Genomic DNA, 22,199 nt, shown 5'->3' with positions numbered 1-22,199 from the left:
GCGTCACGCTGCCCGAGCTGTTCGAGGCCCAGGTGCGCCGGACTCCGGACAACACGGCGGTCGAGTGCGGCGACCAGGCGGTGACCTACGCCGAGCTCAATGCCCGCGCGAACCGGCTGGCCCACCTGCTGATCTCTCGGGGAGTTGGGGCCGAGGAACTGGTCGCGCTGGCCCTGCCGCGGGGCATCGACCTGGTCACCGCGCAGCTCGCGGTGGTCAAGGCCGGGGCCGCCTACCTGCCGGTCGACCCGGACCACCCCGCCGAGCGCATCGCGCTGGTGCTCGACGACGCCCGTCCGGCACTGGTGATCGCCGAGTCCGGTACCGAACTTCCGGACACCGCCGCAGTTCTCGATCTGTCTGGCGTGGAATCCCAAGCCGACAGTGACCCGGTCGTCGCGCGGCACGTGTCGAGCCCCGCCTACGTGATCTACACGTCCGGATCGACCGGCAGGCCCAAGGGCGTCGTGGTGACCCACAGCGGCTTCGCCGGGCTCGTCGACGGGCAGGCCAGGACGCACGACATCGACGAGACGAGCAGGGTTCTCCAGTTCGTCGCACCGAGCTTCGACGTGTCGGTGGACGAGCTGTGCCTGTCGCTGTTCACCGGAGCCTGCCTGGTCGTTCCGCCGCATTCGCTGGCGGGCGAAGAACTCGCCGACTTCCTTGCCGAGCGCGCGATCACCCACACCTTCCTCCCGTCGGCGGTGCTCGCCGCGATGCCGCGCGCGGAACTTCCCGCGCTGCGGCTCATCGCGGCCGGTGGGGAAACGCCGTCGGCGGAGGTGGTCGCGCACTGGTCGCGCGGGCGTCGTCTCGTCAACGAGTACGGACCGACCGAAACCACGGTCTGCGCCACCATCAGCGACCCGTTGTCCTCCGGTGGACCGACACCGATCGGGAGCCCGATCCCGGGCGTGCGGGCGTACGCGCTCGACGCCGCGCTGCGTCCGGTTCCGCACGGCGTCACTGCCGAGCTCTACCTGGCCGGCGCCGGTCTGGCGCGGGGTTACCTCAACCGACCGGCCGCGACGGCGGATCGCTTCGTCGCCGATCCGGTCGCGGGCGGGAGGATGTACCGAACCGGAGACCTGGTGCGATGGCGCGCTGACGGACAGCTGGAGTTCGTGGGCCGCAGCGACGACCAAGTCAAGATCCGGGGCTTCCGGGTGGAGCCCGGCGAGATCGAGGCCGTGCTGAGCAGGAATCCCGCCGTCACGCGGGCTGCGGTCGCCGTCCGCGAGGACCGGCCGGGCGACAAGCGCATCGTCGCCTATGTGGTCGCCGACGCCGACACGGCGGAGCTGCGGGCACATGCGGCCGCCGAGCTTCCGCACTACATGGTGCCTTCCGCGTTCGTCGCGCTCGACGAGCTTCCCCTGACAGCGCACGGGAAGATCGACTATCGCGCGCTGCCCGCGCCAGTGTACGAGCAGTCCGCGGCACGGACGCCGCGCAGCGCACAGGAACAGGTCCTCTGCGGACTGTTCGCCGACGTCCTCGGGCTGGCGCACGTGGGCATCGACGACAACTTCTTCGCCCTCGGCGGACATTCGCTGCTCGCCGCTCGGCTGGTAGCCGAGATCCGCGGTGCACTCGGCGGCGAGCTCGGGGTCCGGGACGTCTTCGAGGCCGCGACCCCGGCCGCGCTCGCGGAGAAACTCGGTGGCGGCGGTCGCAGCAACGCCTTCGACGTCATCCTGCCGCTGCGGACGGAAGGCAGCCGCCACCCGCTGTTCTGCGTGCACCCGATCGCGGGTTTGAGCTGGCGGTACTCGGTGCTGTTGCGGCACCTCGACGCGAGTTTCCCGGTCTACGGCGTGCAGGCGCGCGGTATCGACGGGAACGGTCGGCTGCCCGGCTCGCTGGACGAGCTGACCGAGGACTACGCGCAGCGCATCCGGGAGATCCAGCCCTCCGGCCCGTACCACCTGGTCGGCTGGTCGCTGGGCGGCAACATCGCCCACGCGCTCGCGGCCAAGCTGCGGGAGCAGGGCCACGAGGTCGGGCTGCTGGCGGTGCTCGACGCCTACCCCGACTCCGACGGCGGCAAGGACCTCTCCGACCGCGGCGTTCTGCTGGCCGACTTGTGCCGGGAGTACGGCGAGATCTACGGCCGCGAGGGCGAGAGCAACGAGGTGCCCGAGGGCGAGGAGGCCACGCGGGCGCGGATCGTCAGTCTGCTCGGCCGCAGCGAAAGTGAACTCGGCAGGCTCGACGACGACCAGCGGGCGCACGCCCTGGAGGTCATGCTCAACAGCATCCGCCTCGTCATCCCCGGACCGGTGGCACGGCTGGACGGGGACATGACCCTAGTGGTCGCCACCCAGAACCAGAAGGGCTGGATGTCCCCGGAGGCCTGGCGCGACCACGTCTCCGGCGACATCGACGTGCACAAGATCGATTGTGTGCACGTCCGCATGCTGGAACCCGCGCCGGCGGCGGAGATCGCCTCGATCCTGGCCGACCGGATCGGATTCGCCGCCGAGTAGGACGACCCGGGCGGGACCGTTCACCGGACGGTCCCCGACACTCCCATCTGGGTTACTGGATGATGAGGTCGGCGAGTTCGCCAGCGGCGGTCCCGACCTGGGTGCACGTGGGGTCGTCGGTTTTGGCGATCTCTGCCCCCAGTGGCCGTTCCTGTTGCTCCGCAGCGGGAACGGCCATTCGCGTATCTGCCGTACCGGAGAGAGTGCCCGTACCGAAGCTGGTACGGGCACTCTTGCGTGGGGGCGGGGTCACACGACCTGGGCGAGCAGTTCTTCGGTGTAGAAGTCGTCGACCTCGCAGGCACCCGACAAGGTTGCGAAGTAGCCGTCGACGAGGTCCTGGTTCCCCGCGATGGCGCGCAGCATCCGCAGCCGCTCCGGCGGCATGGACAGCTCCGCGACGGTGAGGGTGCTGCGGTAGGCGTCGATCATGTACTCGTCGCGGTCCTCGGCGTAGTCCTCCAGCGCTGCGGCCAGCCGCTCCTCGTCGTGCAGGTCGGTGCCGACGTGGTCGACGAGCATTTCGGCCTGGTGGAAGGCATCCATCATGCCGCGAGCGGTGATGGAGTCCTTGTGGTGACCGGAGTCGCCGACCAGCGCCCAGCCCGGACCGGCGGCCTGGCGGAAGAAGTTGCGCTGCTCACCGGTGCCGTAGAGCCGCTCGACCTGCTCGCCATCGCGCAGCCGCTCGTGCAGTTCGGGCGCGGTGGTGCGCACGTTGTCGAGGTACGCCGTGGCCGCGTCCGCCCGCACCCGGTCGAATTCCGACTGCGGGAAGTAGCTGCCCACCAGCGTCAGCTCGTCGTTGGTGGGGATCGTGCCCACCCACCGGTTCGGCGCCTCGTACAACTCGAAGTGCGCCGGGACACCGGACCAGTAGCTGTAGTAGGCGCAGGTCATCGTCGGATCCCCGGTGACGGTGCCCGCCCCGACGGCATCGGCGAACGACGAGCGCATCCCGTCGGCCCCGACGACCAGCCGGGCGCGTTCCTCGGCGAGGCTGCCCTGCGGGGTCCGGTAGCGCACGCCGACGACTTGGTCGTCCTCGAAGATCGGTTCGTCGAACCGGCAGCCCTCGCGGAACTCCGCCCCGGCGTCCACCGCCGCCTCGGCGAGCACCGGGTCCAGCCGGGTCCGCCGGGGCGCGTACCCTTCCCGGTGCCCGTCGACCGCCCACGAGCAGCCGTCCAGCCGGATGTCCCCATTCTGGTAGCTGATGCGGTCGACCGGCGGACACCCGGTGGCCACCACCGAATCCAGCACGCCCCACCGGTCCAGCCGCGCGACGGCGGGCTGGTGCAGGTAGTGCGTGGACAGCGTGTCCCTGGGGAACTTCGCCTTGTCCAGCAACAGCACCCGGTATCCGGCGCGGGCGAAGAGCATGGCGGTCGGCGCACCTGCACACCGCGCGCCGACCACGATGACATCCTGCAAGAATCGGGCCTCTCTGTGCGGCCTGTCGTCAGGGGTGGTCGACAGACGGTGTGGATCAGTTCGGTGGACCAGCGCGGTCCTGCTCAGTTCCGGCGCACCCGGACCGGCACGGTCTTCGCGCCCCAGATGCCGCGCTCGTGGTAGGAGATCGGTTCGTCCCAGCGGATTGCGATGTCGGCGTAGCGGTCCAGCATCGCCCCCAGCGCGATCTTGGCCTCCATCCGGGCCAGTGGCGCGCCGAGGCAGAAGTGGATGCCGCGGCTGAAGGCGAGGTGCTGGCCGGCGTCGCGGTGCACGTCGAACCGCCGCGCGTCCGGGAACCGGCGCTCGTCCTGGTTCGCCGACATCAGCCACGGGGTGATCATCCGGTTCGCCGGGATGACCGTCCCAGCGACCTCCACCTCGCGGGTGGTGACGCGGCTGACGGTAGTGAACGGCGGGCGCAGCCGCAGCACCTCCTCGATCACCGGGGCGAGCAGGCTCCGGTTCGCGCGCAGCTCGGCCACCTGCGGCGAGCCGTCCAGCAGCATCACGGCGTTGCCGAGCAGCAGGGTGGTGGTGATGTTGCCCGCCGCGAACAGCACATTGGCGAACTTGACCACCTCGTCGTCGGTGAGCCGTTCGCCCTCGACCTCGGCGAGGGTGAGCTTGCTGATCAGGTCGTCCTGCGGGTTGCGCCGCCGGTCCCGGCAGTGTTCGAGGAGGTACCCGTCCATTTCGTGGGTGGCCTCGATGATCCGCTCCAGGAAGTCCGGCGAGTCGGTATTGACCTCCTCGCGGGAGCTCAGCCCCTGCAACGACAGCAGCCGGTCGATCCAGCAGCGGAACAGGTCGCGGTCGGAGGCGGGAACCCCGAGCAGTTCGGCGATCACGATCACCGGTAGCGGGAAGGTGAGCGCGTCGACCAGATCGAACTCGTCATCCTCGACCCGGTCCAGCAGCTCGGCTGTCAGCTCCGCGATGCGTGGGGCCAGGCCGGCGACCGTGCGCGGGGTGAACGCCTGGCTGACCAGCTTGCGCAGCTTGCCGTGCTCGGGCGGGTCCATCGAGTTGATGTTGCCCCGCACCAGGTTCGCCAGCTCCAGGTTGACCCGGCTCGCGTCGTTGGAGAACACCGCCGGTTCGGACACCACGCGCGCCACGTCGGCGTACCGGAACACGTGGTACGCGCCTTCGCCTTCCTGCCAGACGGGGTGCTCGTCGCGCATCCGCGCGAGCCAGTCGAACAGTTCGGCCGAGCCGTCGGCCAGGGGTACCGCGATGGGCTGGGATCGGGTCATAGCTGTTCTCCGTGCCGTGCGGCGGGATCACCGCGAAGGGACTGTTTCAGACTTGCTGCCCAAGTAGAGTCCGCTATGGACTCGTCAGGCGGCGCCGTGGTCGAGGGCGAGCAGCCTGGGTACGTCGACGGCAATCTGCCGGAGCGCGTCGACCACGTTCTCCGGCCCGCACCGGTCGACGAGTTCGCGGGACACCAGGTGGAACTCCGTGCATCCGGCGATCACGCCGCGGCAGTCGTAGCGCCGCCGCAGCCGGTCGACCACGTCGACGGCCTGCGGCGAGCCGCCGGCGCGCTTCATCTCGTAGACGATCCGGTGCACGAGGTCCTGGTCGTCGTCGCCGGGGAGCACGACCCGGTCGGCCACTGCCGGCCAGCCCGGTGCGTTCTGGAAGATCCTGGCCTGCCGGGTTCCCCGGGTGGCCAGCAGCAGGAAACGGCCGGAGCGGGCGGCCAGCCGGTCGACCGTGACGTCCACAAGGCACACCGCCGTCGCCCGCGTGACCGGATCGACCAGCGGCAGGAAGTGGTGCGCGGTGAAGCACGCGATCACCGTCCGGGACACCCCGGCCGCGCGCAATTCCTCCAGCCGGAGCTGGAGGTGCGCGGCGAACTCGCGCTCGCCGCCGCTGCGGATGACCTCGGTGCGGTCCGGGAATCCGGGGTCGGAATCCAGCAGCACGCGCGGAAGCAACTGCTCCGGACCGCCCGCGTGCAGGTCGTAGATGGTCCGCAGGAACGCCGCCGACGCCAGCGGCCCCATTCCGCCGAGCACACCGAGCGTCCCGCCCCAGCGGGGAACCACCGCGCCGGGATCCCTTTCACAGGCGGTGTCAGCCGCGGGACTCAAGCCCCACCGCCACGGTTTCTCACGGAAAGGGGCAGTTTCGCGCGAAACTCCCCTCCGCAGCCGAACCGGCGAACGTTCGTGGTCACGGCGCTACTTCGCGGCCTCGGCGCCCGCCATCGCCTCGACCAGGCTCTTCGGGCGCATGTCGGTCCAGTTCTGCTCGATGTGGTCGAGGCAGGCCTGCCGGGTGTCCTCGGGGTGCGCGACGGTCCATCCCGAGGGCACGTCGATGAACGACGGCCACAGCGAATGCTGGCCCTCCTCGTTGACCAGCACCAGGTAGGTCCCGTCGGCGTCCTCGAACGGATTGGTCATGATGTGCGTCCTCTTGTCCGGGAAGGGGTATCGTCTTGGCGCGGGGGTTCTCTGCTGCTGCCACGCTAATCGCCGGTCTTATTGGCACGATATCGGCCGATACCGCTGTCTAGGAAGTACTTTGATGGTTTACGTAGTGGGTCGCCTGGCGGGACCTCAGAGGCTCTCTCGCTCCGGGATCTCCGACATCGCGTATGACCAATACGCCACGTCGAAGCTGTCCTCGGGAGAGAACGTCTGAGAGCCTGTCGGCGAACGCCGTCCGCGCCTTTGGAAGCGGCGTAGCCGCTTGCATCCACCATGCCAAGACGACCATCGGCGGGTTCTGAGAGGTTTTCTGGCGAGGACGGCCCCTCCGCCGCGTATTGGACATACATCAGGAGGGGCACCCGCAGTCCAGAGAACCTCTCAGGTTCCGCTAAGCGACCACCCACCCAGACCATTCACCAACAGGCTCTGAGAACCCGCGGGTGGTCCGGCTGAGCCCCACACCGCAAGCGGCCGCCGCCGCTCACCAAACAGAACCTACTCGGGATTTTCCATGTCGCTGCTGAAACAACGTGCCGAACTCTGGTTCCGCCGGTACCGCCCCGCTCCCACGACACCGTCGGTGCGCCTGGTGTGCTTCGCGCACGCCGGAGGCGGCCCGTCGGCGTTCCGCACCTGGCACGAGGGCCTGCCCGCCGACGTCGACGTGCTCGCCGTCCGCTACCCGGGCAGGCAGGACCGCCTCACCGAGGCCCCCTTCGAGCGGATGGACTCGATGGCCGATGAGGTCACCGAGGCGCTGCTGCCGCTCAACGACGTGCCGATCGCGCTTTTCGGGCACAGCATGGGAAGTTGGGTCGCCTACGAGGTCGCGCAGCGCTGGGAACGCCAGGGCCTGCCGCTGCGCGGGCTGTTCGTCTCCGGTCAGCCGTCGCCGTTGCGGGAGCGCCCGCGCGCGCTGCACCTGCTCGACGACGACGGGCTCGTGCAGGAGGTCCGCAGGCTCGGCGGGGACGAAGACCGGCTGCTCGAAGACCCGGAGCTGCGTTCGCTGCTGCTGCCGCCGATCCGGGCGGACTTCACCTTGTCCGAGACCTACCGGCCGCAGCCGACCGGTCGGCTGCGCACGCTGGTGTCGGCGTACGCGGGTGTCGACGACGCCGAGGCCGCCGAGCCGGATCTGATGACGTGGGCCGAGGTCACCTCAGGCGGGTTCGGGCACCGGATCCTGCCCGGCGGGCATTTCTACCTCGTCGAGCACGAAGCCGCGCTGTTGCAGGAGATCGCGGGCGCGCTCAGCTGATATCGGCGTGATAAGGCCCGTTCCTAGAGTCGGGTGACACCGACGGCCGAGGAGGTCTGATGAGCCAAACTTCTTCACCGGCTCATCAAGGCCGACCGGGCGCGGGTGTCCCGCAGAACACCGAGGAGCGCGATGACGGCATCGATCCGCGTCGAGGGTCTGGTGAAGCGGTTTGGCACGACGAACGTCGTCAACGGTCTCGACCTGACCGTCCCGACCGGCAAGGTACTGGCGTTGCTCGGCTCCAACGGCGCGGGCAAGACCACGACGGTCCGGATGCTGTCGACGCTGCTGCGCCCGGACGCCGGCCACGCCACGATCAACGGCTACGACCTGGTGAAGCAGGCCAAGCAGGTGCGCCGGTCTATCGGGCTGACCGGCCAGTACGCTTCGGTCGACGCCGAGATCTCCGGCCGGGACAACCTGTACCTGATCGGCCGGCTGCTGAACCTCTCGCGCGGCCAAGCCAAGGCGCGGGCGTCGGATCTGCTGGAGCAGTTCGCGCTCACCGACGTGGCGTCCAAGCAGGCCAGACACTACTCCGGTGGGATGCGCCGGCGCCTCGACCTGGCCGCCAGCCTGGTCGGGGAACCCGAGCTGATCTACCTGGACGAGCCGACCACCGGCCTCGACCCGCAGCGCCGCAACGACCTCTGGGACGTGGTGCGGGACCGGGTCACCCAGGGCGCGACGGTGCTGCTGACCACGCAGTACATGGAAGAGGCCGAAGCGCTGGCCGATCTGGTCGTGGTAATGGACAAGGGCCGCACCATCGCGTCGGGCACTCCTTCGGAGCTGAAGACCAAGGTCGGCGGGGAGGTGCTGCGGATCCGTCCGGAGCGCCCCGCCGACCTGGTCGCGGTGACCCGGGCGTTGCAGTCGGCACGGCTGCGGTCGCCGAAGGTCGACGCCGAGCAGGGCATGGTGACCATGCCGATCCACGGTGAGGGCGAGCTGACCATGGCCGTCCACGTGCTCGCCGCGTGCGGCGTGCCGCTGAAGGGTATCGACACCTACGTGCCGGACCTCGACGAGGTGTTCCTGACGCTGACCAACAAACCGGTGGAGAACGGCGACGACGGGGACGTCACCATGGTGATGCCCCGGGTCGAACCCGCGCTGGCGCCGCCGCCCCCGCCACCGGGGCCACGGATCCCGCCGCCCGGCAGGCTCCCGGTGGGCGGCTGGCCCCAGTTCCCGCCGCAGCACGGGCAGTTCCCACCCCAGCACCGACCGCCGCACCCCCCACCTCGCTGGCGCTGAACTCGCAGAGCAAGGAAGCCCGCAATTTCTCAAGAAATTGGGCTCTTGTGACTGATCCGTGGGTGATGTGAGCTGCTGTTTTAGGCCCGGAGACGGGGGCACGCCCTTCGTCTAGGTTTCTGGCTTGTCGAAGGTCAGGAACCGAGGGGACGGAGAACGGCGTGCCGAAGGCCAGTTTATGGCGTGCTCTGGTGGGCGTCGACAGGCGCACGGTGATCGAGGATGTGGAGTTCGACGAGGCCGCGGAACGGGTGATGGTGCACGTGCGCCCGCGCAAGGGCGGGCGCGGCCGTTGCGGCCGGTGTGGCCGCTGGTCCGGGCGGTATGACCGGGGCGAGGGACGGCGCCGGTGGCGGGCCCTGGACCTGGGCACCATCCAGGTCCATCTCGAGGCCGCCGCGCCGCGGGTGCGCTGCCGGGAGCACGGGCCCACCGTGGCGCGGCTGCCGTGGGCGCGTCATGGCGCCGGGCACACCTTGGCTTTCGACGACACGGTGGCGTGGCTGGCGGTGCGCTCCTCGAAATCGGCGGTATGCGAGCTGATGCGCATCGCCTGGCGCACCGTGGGTGCGATCGTGGCCCGGGTGTGGGCCGACGCCGAAACCCAGAGTGACCGGTTCGGTGGGTTGCGGCGGATCGGGATCGATGAGATCTCCTACAAGAAGCATCACCGCTATCTGACGGTGGTGGTGGACCACGACACCGGGCGGCTGGTGTGGGCCGCGCCGGGGCGCGATTCCGCGACGCTGAACCGGTTTTTCGACGCCCTCGGCGAGAGGCGCGCCGCGGAGATCACGCATGTGTCCGCCGATGCGGCCCAGTGGATCGCCGACACCGTCGCCCGCCGCGCCCCGAAGGCCATCCGCTGCGCCGACCCCTTCCACGTGGTCGCCTGGGCCACCGAAGCACTCGATGCCGAACGGCGACGGGCCTGGAACGACGCCCGCGCCCTGGCCCGCACCGAAGGCACACGCCGCCGGGGCCGCCCGGCCACCGACTCCCCGGCCCGTCCCGGGCACGAGAAAGCCAAGAAGCTCAAAGACTCCCGTTACGCGCTGTGGAAAACCCCGAAGACCTCACCGAAAACCAGCAGGCGAAGCTGGCCTGGATCGCCACCACCGACCGCCGCCTGTACCGGGCCTACCTGCTCAAAGAAGGACTCCGGTACGTCTTCACCGCCAAAGGCGAGCAAGGCAAACAAGCCCTGGACCGCTGGACCTCCTGGGCACGGCGCTGCCAGATCCCCGTCTTCGTCGAGCTCGCCAAGAAGATCACCAAACACCGCGCCCCCATCGACGCCGCCCTCGAACACGGCCTCTCCCAAGGACTCATCGAATCCACCAACACCAAAATCCGCCTGCTCACCCGCATCGCCTTCGGATTCCGCAGCCCCCAAGCACTCATCGCTCTCGCCATGCTCGCCCTCGGCGGCCACCGACCCACCCTCCCCGGACGCGCCTAACCCACCCACGGAAGCAGCAGAAGAGCCAGAAATTGCGGGCTTCTTCTCGGGCTCAGGCGTGGGTGCGGTACCTCCAGACGGCCAGCGGACCGAATACCACGATGAGGCCGACCGACCAGGCGACCGCGGTGATCACCGGAGTGGTCACCGGGCCTCCGACCAGCAGTCCGCGGCACGAGTCGACGACCGCCGTCATTGGGTTCACCTGGGCGAAAGCGCGCAGCCACCCGGGCATCGTCTCCGGTGGCGCGAACATCGAGCTGCCGAACTGCAACGGCAGCATCCACAGGAAGCCCAGCGTCTGCACGGTCTGCGGACTGCGCAGGCTCAGCCCGATAAAGGCCGAGACCCAGCACAGCGCCATGCCGAACAGCAGGATCAGCCCGTAGGCGGCGAGTATGGACAGCAACCCGGTCTGCATCCGGAAACCGATAACCACCGCGAAGATCAGCATCACGATCTGGCCGAGCACCATCCGGCACAGCTCGGCGACGATCCGTCCGGACAGCACGACCGACCGCGCGATGGGCAGTGAGCGAAACCGGTCCATGACACCGGTGGTGAAGTCCAGGTTCAACCCGATCCCGGTGGCGCGCGAGGCGAAACTCGCGGTCTCCACCATGATTCCCGGCATCAGGTACTGCCGGTAGTCGGCGTGGTTGCCCGCGATCGCCCCGCCGAAGACGTAGATGAAGATCAACGCCAGCACCATCGGCATGAGCATCGCGTCGAGCAACTGCTCGGGGTCGTTCTTGACCCTGGTGAGGTTCCGTCGGGTGATGGCCATCGAGTGCCGTAGCAGCGCGCGAGGGCCGGAATCCGACGCCGCTGTCCGGGGCCTCTTCTGCGCAGCGGCCGTTGGCATGCCGACGACGGTAGCTCCGCCCGTTATCGGGGCCATATCGGCAGCGACCGGGAAAGAGGACTGATATAGCACCGAAAAACCCGGTCGTTAGCGTCGCGGTGGTAACGCGGCCGGATCAGCTGGACCGCGGCTCCGCGCCGGGACCTTCCACCAGCGGAAGGCGTACCCCGCCGTCTCTCACACGGAGGTTGATGCATGATGCCGGTGTTCGCCGACACCGATCCCGCCCCCGCGTCCCAGGTGGACTCCTCGGACGCCGCCGCGGTCGCGGCGGTCGCGCGCGGTCTCGTCAGCGCCGCGAACGGCCGGGTGGACGATGCAGACTGGGTCGCCGCCGCCGCGCGGGCGTGGGACACCCTGCCGGTCGCGCTGCGCCGTTCGCTACGGGAGTTCCGCCGTGATTCCAGGCGGCACGGCGCACTGCTGATCCGGGGTCTGCCCGTGGACGAGCCGACGCTGCCGCCCACGCCCACCGTTCTCGGCTCGGTGCAGCGGACCGCCGCCGTGCCCGCCGCCGTGCTCATGATGATCGCCTGCGGACTGGGCGATCCGGCGGCGTTCCGCCCGGAGAAGTCGGGTGCGCTGGTGCAGGACGTCGTCCCGGTGCCGGGTCAGGAGGAGTTCCAGGGCAACGCGGGTTCGGTGCTGCTGGAGTTCCACAACGAGAACGCGTTCCACCCGCACCGCCCGGACTTCCTGATGCTGCTGTGCCTGCGCTCGGACCACGACCGGATCGCCGGGCTGCGGACGTCCTGCATCCGCGAGGTGCTGCCGAAGCTGAGCGACAGCGCGGTGGAGACGCTGTTCAGCCCCGAGTTCGTCACGCAGGCCCCGCCGTCGTTCGGACTCGATGCGGGTGGCACGGAACCGCACGCCGTGCTCACCGGTTCGCCGGACGACCCGGACGTGCGAGTGGACTTCGCTGCGACCGAGCCGCAGACCGAGCGGGCCGGCGATACGTTGCAAGAGTTGCAGAAGCTCTTCGGCGAGACCGCGCTGACCCACCGGCTCGCCCCCGGTGATCTGGCCATTGTGGACAACCGGGTCACAGTGCACGGCCGGACTCAGTTCGAACCACGCTACGACGGCCAGGACCGCTGGCTCCAGCGCTCCTTCGTACTGGCAGACCTGCGCCGCTCCCGCAGCCACCGGCAGGACGACGGCTACGTCCTGCGCCGATGACCGGTTCTTCGGGTCATTGATGCGACCGGGCGCCCGGCGTTCCGCTCGAAAGACTTCCGATAACGAGAGGAAACCCGCCCCGCTTAGTCTTCGGCGGAGCGTGGAACGGATGCCTACCGCGGTACCAGGAGGAGGTCCAGTGTCGACCGGAATCGAAGGCAGGATTCAGGACGCGATGTCCGACCGGGACTTCTGGCGCGCGATCCTGACCGCCGGTGGGGGAACGGCCGTCCCGAGGTGGACCACCGCGCACGCCGAGGACGAGGCGGTCGTCGAGCTGGCGGTGCCCGACGAGCTGCGCGCGGCGGTCGAAGGCTTGGCGGAGCGGCTTCTCGCCCCTGCCAGCGCGGTTTTCCTCACGGCCCACGCCACCGTTCTCAGCGCGCTCTCCGGGGACCAGGCGGTCGTCACCGGTTACGCGACCGGCACCTGGGATCCGCTGCCCTGCCGCCTGCACGTCCGCGACACCTCCTGGGCCGAGCTGCTCGACGACGTCCGCGCCACCGAGCAGGATCTGGCGGCGCACCAGGACTTCCCGGTCGACGAGCTCTGGCACGAACTGGGGCGGACCGACGCGTTGTTCGAGACGGTGCTGCGGATCGCCGACGCCTCCGACGACCGCCTGCGGGCACGGCACGGGGACGCGGCGCTGGAGTTCGCGTTCGTCCGCGAGGACGAGGACTCCTGGCGAATCCGGTTGCACTGCCCGAAAACCATCGGCGACACCGCATACGCCGAACGCCTCGTCGGCTACCACTTGACCGCGCTGCGGAACCTGGTCGCCGATCCGGAAGCACGGCACCTGTCGTGCGGCCTGCTGTCGGGGGAAGAGTTTGAGCAGGCGGTGGAAGGCATGGCGGGGCCGCGGCGGGAGCGGCCGGACAAGCGGTTCCACGAACTGTTCGAACAGCGCGTCGCCCAGCACCCCGACCGGATCGCCGCCGTGCTCGGCGATGTCCGCTGGACCTACGCGCAGCTCAACGAGAGGGCCAACCAGCTCGCGCGGGCGCTGCTGGCCCGAGGATTGCAGACCGAAGACGTCGTCGGTGTCGTCACTGAACGAGACCTGGACTGGATGGCCTCGGTCATCGCGATCTTCAAGGCGGGCGGCGCCTACCTGCCGATCGAGCCGGTCTTCCCGGCCGACCGCATCACCACCATGCTGGAGCGCAGCGAGTGCCGGCTGGTGCTCGCGCAGCGCGGCACCGAGGCCAAGGTCCGTTCGCTGGACGCTGAATTCCGGACCGTGCTGATCGGGGACGCCTACCGCGAAGGCCACGACGGCGGCGACCTCGGGATCGCGGTGGGGCCGGACCAGCTCGCCTACCTCTACTTCACCTCGGGCTCCACGGGCAGGCCGAAGGGCGTGATGTGCGAGCAGGCCGGAATGCTCAACCACCTGTTCGCCAAGATCGAGGACCTGGGTGTCCGCGAGGACCGGGCGGTCGCCCAGATCGCCCCGCAGTGCTTCGACATCTCGCTGTGGCAGCTCGTCTCCGCGCTGCTCGTCGGCGGCCGGACCCTGCTGGTCCCGCAGGAGGTCATCCTCGATGTCGAGCGGTTCGTCGACACCGTCGTCGAAGGCCGGGTCGAGGTGCTCCAGGTCGTCCCGTCCTACCTGGAAGTGGTGCTGACGCACCTGGAGGAACGTCCCCGCGAACTGCCAGACCTGCGCTGCGTGTCGGCCACCGGCGAGGCGCTGAAGATGGAACTGGTCGAGCGCTGGTTCGCGACCTACCCCGGCATCGCGCTGGCCAACGCCTACGGCTTGACCGAGACCTCCGACGACACCAACCACGAGGTCATGACGGAGGTGCCGGACGGGGACCGCGTTCCCCTCGGGCGCTCGGTCGCTAACGTGCACGTCTACGTGGTCGACGAGTTCCTGTCGCCGGTTCCGCTGGGAGCGCCCGGCGAGATCGTCTTCTCCGGCGTGTGCGTCGGCCGCGGCTACATCAACGACGAGGAGCGGACCCGGGCGGCGTTCGTCCCCGACCCGCACCGGCCGGGGCAGCGGATGTATCGCTCCGGCGACTTCGGCCGCTGGCGGCCGGACGGCAAGCTGGAGTTCCTGGGCCGGCGGGACGCGCAGGTCAAGATCCGCGGTTTCCGGATCGAGATCGGCGAGATCGAGAACCGGCTCCTGCGGGTGCCAGGGGTGCGCGACGGCGCGGTGGTCGTGGTGGACAAAGACGACCGCCCGCACGCGCTGGCCGCGTTCTACTCGGCCCAGTCCGAGCTGGATCCGGCCGGAATGCGCGCCTTCCTCGCCGAAGCGCTGCCGGAGTACATGGTTCCGGCCTACTTCCACCACCGGGAATCGTTGCCGCTGAACGGGAACGGCAAGATCGACAAGAAGACGCTTGCGGAGTTCGCCCGGTCCTGGGCGTCCGCCGAGTCGGCCCACGAGGCGCCGGGCACCCCGACCGAACTGGAGGTCGCGGAGAAGTGGGCGGCCGTGCTGCGGGTGCCGGTGGACCAGGTCGGCCGCAACGCTCACTTCTTCGACGCCGGCGGCACCTCGCTGTCGGCGATCCGGTTGGTGGTCCAGCTCGACCGGCGGGTGTCCCTTGAGGACGTCGCCCGCAACCCGGTGTTGGCCGACCTCGCGGCCGTGCTCGAAGCCGGCGGCACCCCGGCGCAGTGAACATCCCCATTGGCGAAAGGAACCCGGCAGCGATGCGGCCCGAGAACTTCGAAGTCCTTGTGGAGCAGGGAAGAACTCCAGTCGCGCAGGTCGCCGCCGGTGCGGCGGACGAGGGTGCGGAGGCGTTCGCCGCGCGGAACCGGGACGCGCTGCTGGCGGTCGTCGCCGAGCACGGCGCCGTCCTCGTCCGGGGCACCGGCCTGCGCGACGCCGCCGAACTGGGCGCGATCGGCAAGCACCTGTCGGGCACCCTGCTCACCGAGCGCGAGGGCTTGGCCTCCCGCTCGGCCTACGCGGAGAACGTGTACTCGTCGTCGAAGTGGCCCGCGGACCAGCCGATGTGCATGCACCACGAGCTGAGCTACGCCTCCGAGGTCCCCGGGCTGATGCTCTTCGGCTGCCTCACCCCGCCCGCGTCGGGCGGCGCCACCGCGGTCGCCGACGCGCGGAAGATGCTGGCGGAGCTCCCGGCCGAGCTCGTCGAGCGGTTTGAGACCACCGGCTGGACCTTGACCCGCAACTACGGCGAGCTGGTCGGCGTGCCGCTGGCCGAGGCGTTCGGCGATGTCGACCGCGCCGCCGTCGAGGAGTACTGCCGCCGCAACGGGATCGAGCACGAGTGGACCGCCGACGGCGCCCTGAGCACCAGCCAGCGGCGCGCGGCGGTCGTCACCCACCCCGCGACCGGTGAGCGGTGCTGGTTCAACCAGATCGCGTTCCTCAACGAGTGGACGATGGATCCTGACGTGCGTGACTACCTGACCATGGAGTTCGGCCCGAGCGGCCTGCCGTTCAACACGGCCCACGGCGACGGTGAGCCGATCGGCGAGGACGTCGTCGCCCGGATCAACGCGTTGTACGAGGCCAACACCCTGCGCGAGCCGTGGCAGGCCGGGGACGTGCTGCTGGTCGACAACATCCGGATGGCGCACAGCCGGGAGGCATACACGGGGGACCGGGAGGTCGTGGTCGTCATGGCCGATCCGGTCGCGCCGCCGTTGCCGGGCTGACCCGCGAGCGCCATTTTTCTCACTCCAGCAAGAAGATTCGGAGTCCCGATGACCCAGCAAGCTGCCCCGCCGTCGTTCGCCGTGATCTCCGGTGAGCAGGTGCACCGGGTGCTCGACGGCGGTGAGCGCCGCGTGATCGAGATCGTCGAGGAGACCTACCGCGCGCACGGCGCGGCCTGGACGGTCAACCCGCCGTCGTACTTCCTCCGCTTCCCGGACAAGCCGAACTCGCGGATCATTGCGCTGCCCGCCGCGCTGGGCGGCGACGAACCGGTGGACGGGCTGAAGTGGGTGTCGAGCTTCCCGGACAACGTCGCGAACGGCATCCCGCGGGCGTCGGCCGCGCTGCTGCTCAACGACCACGAGAACGGATACCCGTTCGCCTGCCTGGAGAGCTCCATCATCAGCGCGGCGCGGACAGCGGCCTCGGCAGCCCTGGCCGCCGACCGGCTCAGCCGGGACCGGGAACGTCCCCGCCGGGTCGGCTTCTTCGGCGTCGGGCTGATCGCCCGCTACCTGCACCGGTACCTGTCCGCGTCAGGCTGGGAGTTCGACGAGTTCGGCGTGCACGACCTGTCCGCCGAGCACGCCAACGGGTTCCGCGCGTACCTCCAGTGGGCCGACAGCTGCGAGCGCATCACCGTCCACGAAGGACCGGAGTCGCTGATCCGCTCCTCGGACCTGGTCGTCTTCGCCACTGTGGCGGCCGCCCCGCACGTCACCGAACCCGACTGGTTCGGCCATAACCCGCTGGTCCTGCACGTCTCGTTGCGCGACCTCTCGCCGGAGATCATCCTGTCGTCGTTCAACGTCGTTGACGACGTCGAGCACTGCCTCAAGGCGAACACCTCGCCGCACCTGGCCGAGCAGCAGGTCGGGCACCGCGACTTCGTGCACGCCACCCTCGACGACGTGCTGGCCGAACGGGTGCCGGTGCCTGCGGACCGGCCGGTGGTCTTCTCGCCGTTCGGACTGGGAGTGCTCGACCTCGCCGTCGGCAGGCACGTCTACGACGAGGTCCGGCGTAGCGGTGAGCTCGTGATCATCGACGGGTTCTTCCACGACCTCCGCCGGTACGGATAACCGCGCCACACCACGAGACCACCGCCACCGAACGGGGACCAGCCGTGCCGATCATCCGCGATCCGCAGGAGTACAACGAGGACGACCTCTACGTCGACCTCGGCCCGGCACTGGGGCTGCCGTTGCACCTCAAGTGCGAGGGGTTCAACTTCACCGGGTCGATCAAGCTGAAGGCCGCAGCCGAGATGATCGCCGCCGCCGAGCGCTCCGGGCAGCTCACCGAGGACTCGGTGTTGGTCGAGTCGTCCTCCGGGAACCTCGGCGTCGCGCTGAGCACCATCGCGGCGAACAAGGGCTACCGGTTCCTGTGCGTCACCGACTCGCGGTGCAACCTCGTGACCAAGCAGCTAATGGAAGCGCTGGGCAGCACCGTGCACACCGTCAACGAACCCGATCCCGAAGGCGGGTTCCTCGGCGCGCGGCTGCGGTACGTGCGCGAGGTGTGCGCGGCGGACTCCTGCTACCTGTGGCTGAACCAGTACGCGAACCCGGCCAACTGGCAGGCCCACCACCGGATCACCGCACCGGCCATCGCCGAGCGCTTCCCCGAGTTGGACGTGCTCTTCGTCGGCGCGGGAACCACCGGAACGCTGATGGGCTGCGCCCGTTACTTCCGCGAGCACCGGCCGGAAGTGCGGATCGTCGCGGTGGATGCGGTCGGTTCGGTGACCTTCGGCGGTGAGCCGCGCCCGCGCATGATCCCCGGCCTGGGGACCGGGGTCCGGCCGGCGCTGCTCGATGAGTCCTATGTGGACGACGTGGTGCTGGTGGCCGAGGCCGACACCATCCGCACCTGCCACCGCCTCGCCCGCCGCGGTTTCCTCTTCGGCGGCTCCACGGGCACGGTCGTCAGCGGCGCCGCGGACTGGTTCGCCGAGCACGGCGCGCCGGCCACGGCGGTGGCCATCGCACCAGACCTGGGGGAGCGGTACCTCGACTCGGTGTACCAGCACAGCTGGGTCCGCCAGATCTACGGCTCCGACGTGCTGGAAACCGGTGCGCGGGCGGGCGGCGCGCGGTCGTCGAAATCGCTGCACTGACCTCGGTGCCCCGGAAGCGATGAAGTCCCCATCCGAGGTGCGCGAGCCGCGCCTCGGCGAGCCACGGCAGGAATCCCATGCAAACAGGTGTGCTGGACCAGCTCGCCCCGATCGTCATCGTCCTGATCTTCATGTCGGGCATCACCGCCTCGGTGACGGTGTGGGCGCGGCGCGGGCGGACCGACGCGGTCACCCAGCGCCGCTTCCAGGAGCTCGCCGAGGACCTGATGGTTCGCCAGCGCTGGCTGGACGAGCGGATCGCCGAGGTTGACCGGCGGGTGCAGGCCATCCAGCGCCTGCTGGAAGACGTCGAATAACGCACGACCCGCCCACCGAACCCCGAACGGCTGTGGATGACTCGCACAAATCCAGTTGAATTTGGCGCACGATTTCAGTTGAAATTGCACGCTCCGGCGTGTCGGGCTGCGACCTGGCGATGACGGTGGCCCCGGGGTCCGGGGGCGATGGCCCTGGGAAGGGGATCCCGGGGCGACGACGCCGGGTGGACTGCCGGGGCCACCGGGGGTGGTCACGCTGAGAGCAGCCGGTCCGCCGAGATGCTGAGGTCTTCGCAGAGGCGCTGCTCCGGCAGGCGCTTGCCGTGCTCGCCCTCCTTGGCGCAGGCCCGTTCCTGGGCGTAGAGGCGGTGCAGGTCCTGGAAGCGATAGACCGCGTTCCCGGTGTCGTGCCAGCGCGCCACGTGCAGCAGGTGGGCGTCCACCAGCCGCTCCACCACGTTCTCCGCCTCCACGGGGCAGACCTTCAGCACCGATGCGGCGATCGCCGAGGTGAACTCCGACAGGTCCAGCAGCCCCAGCGACCGGTACAGCCTGGCTGCGGTCTCGTCGAGCTGCTGGTAGCTGAGCCGGAGGCGGTGCCGCAGATCGCGGTCGCCGTGGCTGAGCTCGTCCAGCCGCTGCTGCGGGTCCTCCAGCCTGCGTACCAGGTGCCGGACCGGCCAGTGCGGCTTCGCCCGCAGCTTGGCCGCCACGATCCGCAGGGTCAGCGGAAGCCGGTCGCAGAGCTGGCCGAGCCGCGCGGTGGCCTCGGGATCGTCGGTCACCCTAGTATCCCCGACGATCTTGACCAGCAGCGTGGTGGCCTCGTCCGGCGACAGCGGCGCCAGGTTCAGCCGCACCGGCGCGCAGGTCTCCGACAGCTCGCCGAGCTGGTCGTTGCCGGTGACCACCACCGCGCTCCGGCCGCTACCCGGCAGCAGCGGGGTGATCTGGGAGAATTCCTGGACGTTGTCGAGCACGATCAGGACTCGCCGGTTGGCCAGCGTGGTGCGGTAAAGGGCGACCCGCTCGTCGAAGGACTCCGGTACCCGGTCTCCCGGTACGCCGAGCGCGCGGAGGAAGCGGTCGAGTACCGCGCAGGTCCCCGTGGACCGCCCACCGCGCTCGTGACCCCGCATGTCGGCGTAGAGCTGGCCGTCGGCGCACCGGTCCGCGGACCGGTGCGCCCACCGGATGGCCAGCGCGGTCTTGCCGACACCGGCACCGCCGGTGAGGAACCCGACCGGCATGCCTTCCCGCGCGCCCGCGTCCTCGTCCAGCAGTGTGTCCAATGCGGACAGTTCCGCGCGGCGTCCGGTGAAGGCGACGATGTCGGCCGGGAGCTGGGCGGGCACGACGGAGGCGGCGGCCGGGCGCGCGGTGGCGGGGGGAGCCAGCAGCGCGGGGTCGTCGCGCAGGATCGCGTCGTGCAGGTCGTGCAATGCCTGCCCGGGCTCCAGCCCGAGCTCGTCGATAGACCGCCGCCGGCCCAGCCGGAAGGTCTCCATCGCCTCGGCCCGCCGCCCGGAGCGGTACTGCGCCAGCATCAAGTGGCTGCGCGCCTGTTCGCGCAGCGGGTGCTGAGCCACGAGTGTCCGCAGCTCGCCGATCAGCGTGCGGTGCTCGCCGAGCTCCAGGCGCAGCGCGGTGTGCTGCTCGTAGCCGATGAGCCGCTGTTCCTCCAGTTCGGCGGCCCGCGCCTGAACCGGATGGCTGGCGATTCCGTCCAGCGCCGGTCCGCGCCACATGCCGAGCGCGGTCTTGAACAGCTCGGCGGCCTCGGCGGCGTCGTTGCGCTGGGCGGCCTGCCGGGCGCGGGCGAGGTGTTCTTTGAACTCCCGGGCGTCGATCCGGTGCCTGCCGCTGCGGAGCATATAGCCGGGGGCGGTGGTGGTGATCAGCTCGTCGTGACAGCCCGCGGCCTTGAAGTTCTTGCGCAGGCTGGCGATGCAGATGGCGATCTGGGTCTTGCTGGTCGCGGGCGGGCAGCCCTGCCATACCGCTTCGGTGAGGCTGTCTATGGAGACGACCTGGTCGGGAGACAGCAGGAGCATGGCGAGGACGGCTCGTTGCCGTGGTCCACCAGACGGGATTTCCCGTCCGTTAAGCAAGACCTGCAGCGGCCCCAAGACGCGCAGGTCTAACAATTCCTCCATGGTTTTAACCCCAGTTGGTTCGTGCGCGGCGGCAACGGCCGCCTCAGTCGGGCGTAGATTAACACCGGACCGAGGCCCGGCGCGCTCTCTCAGTGAATTGTCGGAATGTTGAACACGCAGAGCTGCGGAGAATGTGCTCCGTGGCGTCTCCTTCTGTGCGGTGGTTGAATACGGGAAAAGGATCTCACTGGCGGCGCGTGTCCAGGGTGTGCGCGCAGAATTGCGGGCGAGCAGCGCAAAGGGTGCCAATCGGACACGCCTGCAATCGTTCTGGAGATTTCGGGCAACCTGCCGGAATGGTCGGCCGATAATGAGACGAAAAGGCCATCGGCTAAGGTGACCGGCTCGCTTTCGCCGGACGTGCGGAATGCTGCGCTCCGAAGTTTTTGTCCAACGTTGAAGCACTGGCGGGGGCTGGTCCGGCGTGATTGCTCCCGGAAGTTCCCGAATGGGCGGTCCGGATCGGTGAGGATGGTCATTGCCAACTGTGACGCACGTCGGGCGGTGCCGGTTTCATCGCGTCGGAAAAAGTGCTCGCATCGGGCCGACCAGCTCAACCGCGTCCTCGCTCACGAGGAGGACCCTGCGCCCTTCTCGCGGGTCGGGATCCGCCGGCTGGGATCCGCGAGGTGCTGGAGAGGCCCGCGGTGCGCCCCTACCGATTCCGCTGCGCCGGCCGCGACCACTTACGCACCGACGTGTCCTACCTGCCCGACCTGCAGGCCCACCTGGACGACCTGCTTCGCAACAGGGAACGCCTGCTCGCCGCGACCGAAGCGGACACCTGGGCCAAGACCGAAGCCATGCCCTCGGAAGAGGAAATCGGCCGCATCCGACGGCTAATCGGTCGGATCAAGGACGACGTCGCCGAACTCACCGCCGAGGACCGCGCCCAGATCGAACAGGCCGTCACCGCCGTCCGAGCCCACCGCAAGGTCATGCTCGGCATGCCCCGTCTGCGCCAACCCCTGCCCGACATCCGACCGGAGCGACTCGCATGACCACTGCCAACAACTCTGCCAGCCGCATGGTCGAAGGACGACGCGCCGACTCGGCCCGCCGCCGGCAACGAGTGCTCAAAGCCCTCAACGACGCCGCCAACGCCGGAGACGAGATCAGCGTCTAAGCGATCGCTCGCCGCGCCGACGTCGACCGCACGTGGGGCGACCGCCGACTGATGCATCCCGGCATCCGGCCGCCGCGTTTCAGCCGGGGCTGGGCGGCGTGGCGGCGGGGGTCAGATCGCGGTGCCAGCGCAGCACCGTGTCCGGTCGCACCAGCAGCCGGATGCGGCGAAGCGCCTTCCGCGGCAGGCCCCGGAGGAGGGCTGCGAGGAACGCCCGGTCACTCTCGTGGAATCGCACCCGCTGCCCGCTCAGCTGCCGCTCGAGTACAGCGATCTGGTGGCGCAGCGCCAGGATCTCCGGTCTTTCTCCCGGTCGCTCATCTGCAGCAGTCGCAGCATCGTGAACGCCTACGACACGCCCAGGTAGGCCAGTCTCAGCAGCACGACCAACCGTCATGCCGCGGTTGTCACGCCCACCTAGGTTGC

General features: G+C 69.5%; 18 protein-coding genes and 1 pseudogene. 12 read left to right on the top strand and 7 right to left on the bottom strand.

Annotation, left to right across the window (positions count from 1 at the left end):
• The first annotated feature begins 32 nt into the window (after positions 1-32).
• Complete coding sequence (locus DL519_RS50070) at positions 33-2,492, top strand: amino acid adenylation domain-containing protein (RefSeq protein ID WP_397545059.1); 2,460 nt, start codon at positions 33-35, stop codon at positions 2,490-2,492.
• Between the two features lie 249 nt (positions 2,493-2,741).
• Here the strand turns inward: DL519_RS50070 and DL519_RS17140 are convergent, their stop codons facing one another.
• The 4 genes from DL519_RS17140 to DL519_RS17125 form a co-directional block, all read right to left on the bottom strand.
• On the bottom strand, positions 2,742-3,911 hold the full coding sequence (locus tag DL519_RS17140; RefSeq protein WP_223839141.1) for an NAD(P)/FAD-dependent oxidoreductase: 1,170 nt from the start codon (positions 3,909-3,911) through the stop codon (positions 2,742-2,744).
• A gap of 98 nt (positions 3,912-4,009) precedes the next feature.
• Positions 4,010-5,206 carry a cytochrome P450 gene (locus tag DL519_RS17135; RefSeq protein WP_190816257.1) on the bottom strand — a complete coding sequence of 399 codons (1,197 nt, stop codon included), beginning with the start codon at positions 5,204-5,206 and terminating at the stop codon, positions 4,010-4,012.
• 84 nt (positions 5,207-5,290) lie between these two features.
• Complete coding sequence (locus DL519_RS17130) at positions 5,291-6,010, bottom strand: aspartate/glutamate racemase family protein (RefSeq protein ID WP_190816255.1); 720 nt, start codon at positions 6,008-6,010, stop codon at positions 5,291-5,293.
• A gap of 135 nt (positions 6,011-6,145) precedes the next feature.
• Entirely contained in the window at positions 6,146-6,370 is a 225-nt protein-coding gene (locus DL519_RS17125; RefSeq protein ID WP_317891373.1) for an MbtH family protein, read from the bottom strand.
• A gap of 541 nt (positions 6,371-6,911) precedes the next feature.
• Between DL519_RS17125 and DL519_RS17120 the strand changes: the two genes are divergently transcribed.
• The 3 genes and pseudogenes from DL519_RS17120 to DL519_RS17110 all read left to right on the top strand — a co-directional run bounded on the left by DL519_RS17120 (position 6,912) and on the right by DL519_RS17110 (position 10,386).
• Positions 6,912-7,661: a thioesterase II family protein gene (locus DL519_RS17120; RefSeq protein ID WP_190816253.1), complete on the top strand. Its 750-nt coding sequence runs from the start codon at positions 6,912-6,914 to the stop codon at positions 7,659-7,661.
• Between the two features lie 132 nt (positions 7,662-7,793).
• Positions 7,794-8,924 carry an ATP-binding cassette domain-containing protein gene (locus DL519_RS17115; protein WP_317891372.1) on the top strand — a complete coding sequence of 377 codons (1,131 nt, stop codon included), beginning with the start codon at positions 7,794-7,796 and terminating at the stop codon, positions 8,922-8,924.
• A gap of 161 nt (positions 8,925-9,085) precedes the next feature.
• A pseudogene (locus tag DL519_RS17110) lies at positions 9,086-10,386 on the top strand (ISL3 family transposase).
• 52 nt (positions 10,387-10,438) lie between these two features.
• Here DL519_RS17110 and DL519_RS17105 read toward each other — a convergent pair.
• Positions 10,439-11,173: an ABC transporter permease gene (locus DL519_RS17105; RefSeq protein ID WP_223839140.1), complete on the bottom strand. Its 735-nt coding sequence runs from the start codon at positions 11,171-11,173 to the stop codon at positions 10,439-10,441.
• A gap of 273 nt (positions 11,174-11,446) precedes the next feature.
• On the opposite strand from DL519_RS17105, the gene DL519_RS17100 reads away from it, so the two are divergent.
• The 6 genes from DL519_RS17100 to DL519_RS17075 all read left to right on the top strand — a co-directional run bounded on the left by DL519_RS17100 (position 11,447) and on the right by DL519_RS17075 (position 18,530).
• The gene (locus DL519_RS17100) at positions 11,447-12,433 is read left to right on the top strand and encodes a TauD/TfdA family dioxygenase (protein WP_223839138.1); all 987 of its coding nucleotides are present in this window, start codon (positions 11,447-11,449) and stop codon (positions 12,431-12,433) included.
• 139 nt (positions 12,434-12,572) lie between these two features.
• Positions 12,573-15,080, top strand: a complete 2,508-nt coding sequence (locus DL519_RS17095; protein WP_317891371.1) for a non-ribosomal peptide synthetase — start codon at positions 12,573-12,575, stop codon at positions 15,078-15,080.
• Positions 15,081-15,112: 32 nt separating this feature from the next.
• Entirely contained in the window at positions 15,113-16,090 is a 978-nt protein-coding gene (locus DL519_RS17090; RefSeq protein WP_190816249.1) for a TauD/TfdA family dioxygenase, read from the top strand.
• Positions 16,091-16,138: 48 nt separating this feature from the next.
• The gene (gene sbnB / locus DL519_RS17085) at positions 16,139-17,173 is read left to right on the top strand and encodes a 2,3-diaminopropionate biosynthesis protein SbnB (protein ID WP_190816247.1); all 1,035 of its coding nucleotides are present in this window, start codon (positions 16,139-16,141) and stop codon (positions 17,171-17,173) included.
• 44 nt (positions 17,174-17,217) lie between these two features.
• A complete protein-coding gene (gene sbnA, locus DL519_RS17080; protein ID WP_190816245.1) occupies positions 17,218-18,213 on the top strand; it encodes a 2,3-diaminopropionate biosynthesis protein SbnA in 996 nt (331 codons plus the stop codon).
• A gap of 77 nt (positions 18,214-18,290) precedes the next feature.
• Positions 18,291-18,530: a hypothetical protein gene (locus DL519_RS17075; RefSeq protein ID WP_190816244.1), complete on the top strand. Its 240-nt coding sequence runs from the start codon at positions 18,291-18,293 to the stop codon at positions 18,528-18,530.
• 212 nt (positions 18,531-18,742) lie between these two features.
• Here DL519_RS17075 and DL519_RS17070 read toward each other — a convergent pair whose 3' ends face one another.
• Complete coding sequence (locus DL519_RS17070; RefSeq protein ID WP_190816242.1) at positions 18,743-20,647, bottom strand: AfsR/SARP family transcriptional regulator; 1,905 nt, start codon at positions 20,645-20,647, stop codon at positions 18,743-18,745.
• 629 nt (positions 20,648-21,276) lie between these two features.
• On the opposite strand from DL519_RS17070, the gene DL519_RS17065 reads away from it, so the two are divergent.
• The gene (locus tag DL519_RS17065) at positions 21,277-21,648 is read left to right on the top strand and encodes a hypothetical protein (protein WP_223839137.1); all 372 of its coding nucleotides are present in this window, start codon (positions 21,277-21,279) and stop codon (positions 21,646-21,648) included.
• Positions 21,645-21,773 carry a hypothetical protein gene (locus DL519_RS48740; protein ID WP_263399659.1) on the top strand — a complete coding sequence of 43 codons (129 nt, stop codon included), beginning with the start codon at positions 21,645-21,647 and terminating at the stop codon, positions 21,771-21,773. Before DL519_RS17065 ends, DL519_RS48740 begins: the two co-directional genes overlap by 4 nt.
• A 79-nt stretch (positions 21,774-21,852) precedes the next feature.
• Here the strand turns inward: DL519_RS48740 and DL519_RS46650 are convergent, their stop codons facing one another.
• On the bottom strand, positions 21,853-22,011 hold the full coding sequence (locus DL519_RS46650; RefSeq protein ID WP_223839135.1) for a hypothetical protein: 159 nt from the start codon (positions 22,009-22,011) through the stop codon (positions 21,853-21,855).
• Positions 22,012-22,199 lie beyond the last annotated feature (188 nt).

The organism is Saccharopolyspora pogona (genome assembly GCF_014697215.1).
Lineage (GTDB): Bacteria > Actinomycetota > Actinomycetes > Mycobacteriales > Pseudonocardiaceae > Saccharopolyspora > Saccharopolyspora hattusasensis.
The sequence above is the reverse complement of the archived record's forward strand: the minus strand, read 5'-3'. Positions and strand labels throughout refer to the sequence as shown.

What these genes read in the sequence shown, in the direction of transcription:
- DL519_RS17070 (WP_190816242.1), bottom strand. Translation starts at nt 20,647, where the DNA reads ATGGAGGAATTGTTAGACCTGCGCGTCTTGGGGCCGCTGCAGGTCTTG.
- DL519_RS17075 (WP_190816244.1), top strand. Translation starts at nt 18,291, where the DNA reads ATGCAAACAGGTGTGCTGGACCAGCTCGCCCCGATCGTCATCGTCCTG.
- DL519_RS17105 (WP_223839140.1), bottom strand. Translation starts at nt 11,173, where the DNA reads ATGGCCATCACCCGACGGAACCTCACCAGGGTCAAGAACGACCCCGAG.
- DL519_RS17120 (WP_190816253.1), top strand. Translation starts at nt 6,912, where the DNA reads ATGTCGCTGCTGAAACAACGTGCCGAACTCTGGTTCCGCCGGTACCGC.
- DL519_RS48740 (WP_263399659.1), top strand. Translation starts at nt 21,645, where the DNA reads ATGACCACTGCCAACAACTCTGCCAGCCGCATGGTCGAAGGACGACGC.
- DL519_RS17125 (WP_317891373.1), bottom strand. Translation starts at nt 6,370, where the DNA reads ATGACCAATCCGTTCGAGGACGCCGACGGGACCTACCTGGTGCTGGTC.
- DL519_RS17090 (WP_190816249.1), top strand. Translation starts at nt 15,113, where the DNA reads ATGCGGCCCGAGAACTTCGAAGTCCTTGTGGAGCAGGGAAGAACTCCA.
- DL519_RS17135 (WP_190816257.1), bottom strand. Translation starts at nt 5,206, where the DNA reads ATGACCCGATCCCAGCCCATCGCGGTACCCCTGGCCGACGGCTCGGCC.
- DL519_RS17100 (WP_223839138.1), top strand. Translation starts at nt 11,447, where the DNA reads ATGATGCCGGTGTTCGCCGACACCGATCCCGCCCCCGCGTCCCAGGTG.
- sbnB (WP_190816247.1), top strand. Translation starts at nt 16,139, where the DNA reads ATGACCCAGCAAGCTGCCCCGCCGTCGTTCGCCGTGATCTCCGGTGAG.
- DL519_RS17115 (WP_317891372.1), top strand. Translation starts at nt 7,794, where the DNA reads ATGACGGCATCGATCCGCGTCGAGGGTCTGGTGAAGCGGTTTGGCACG.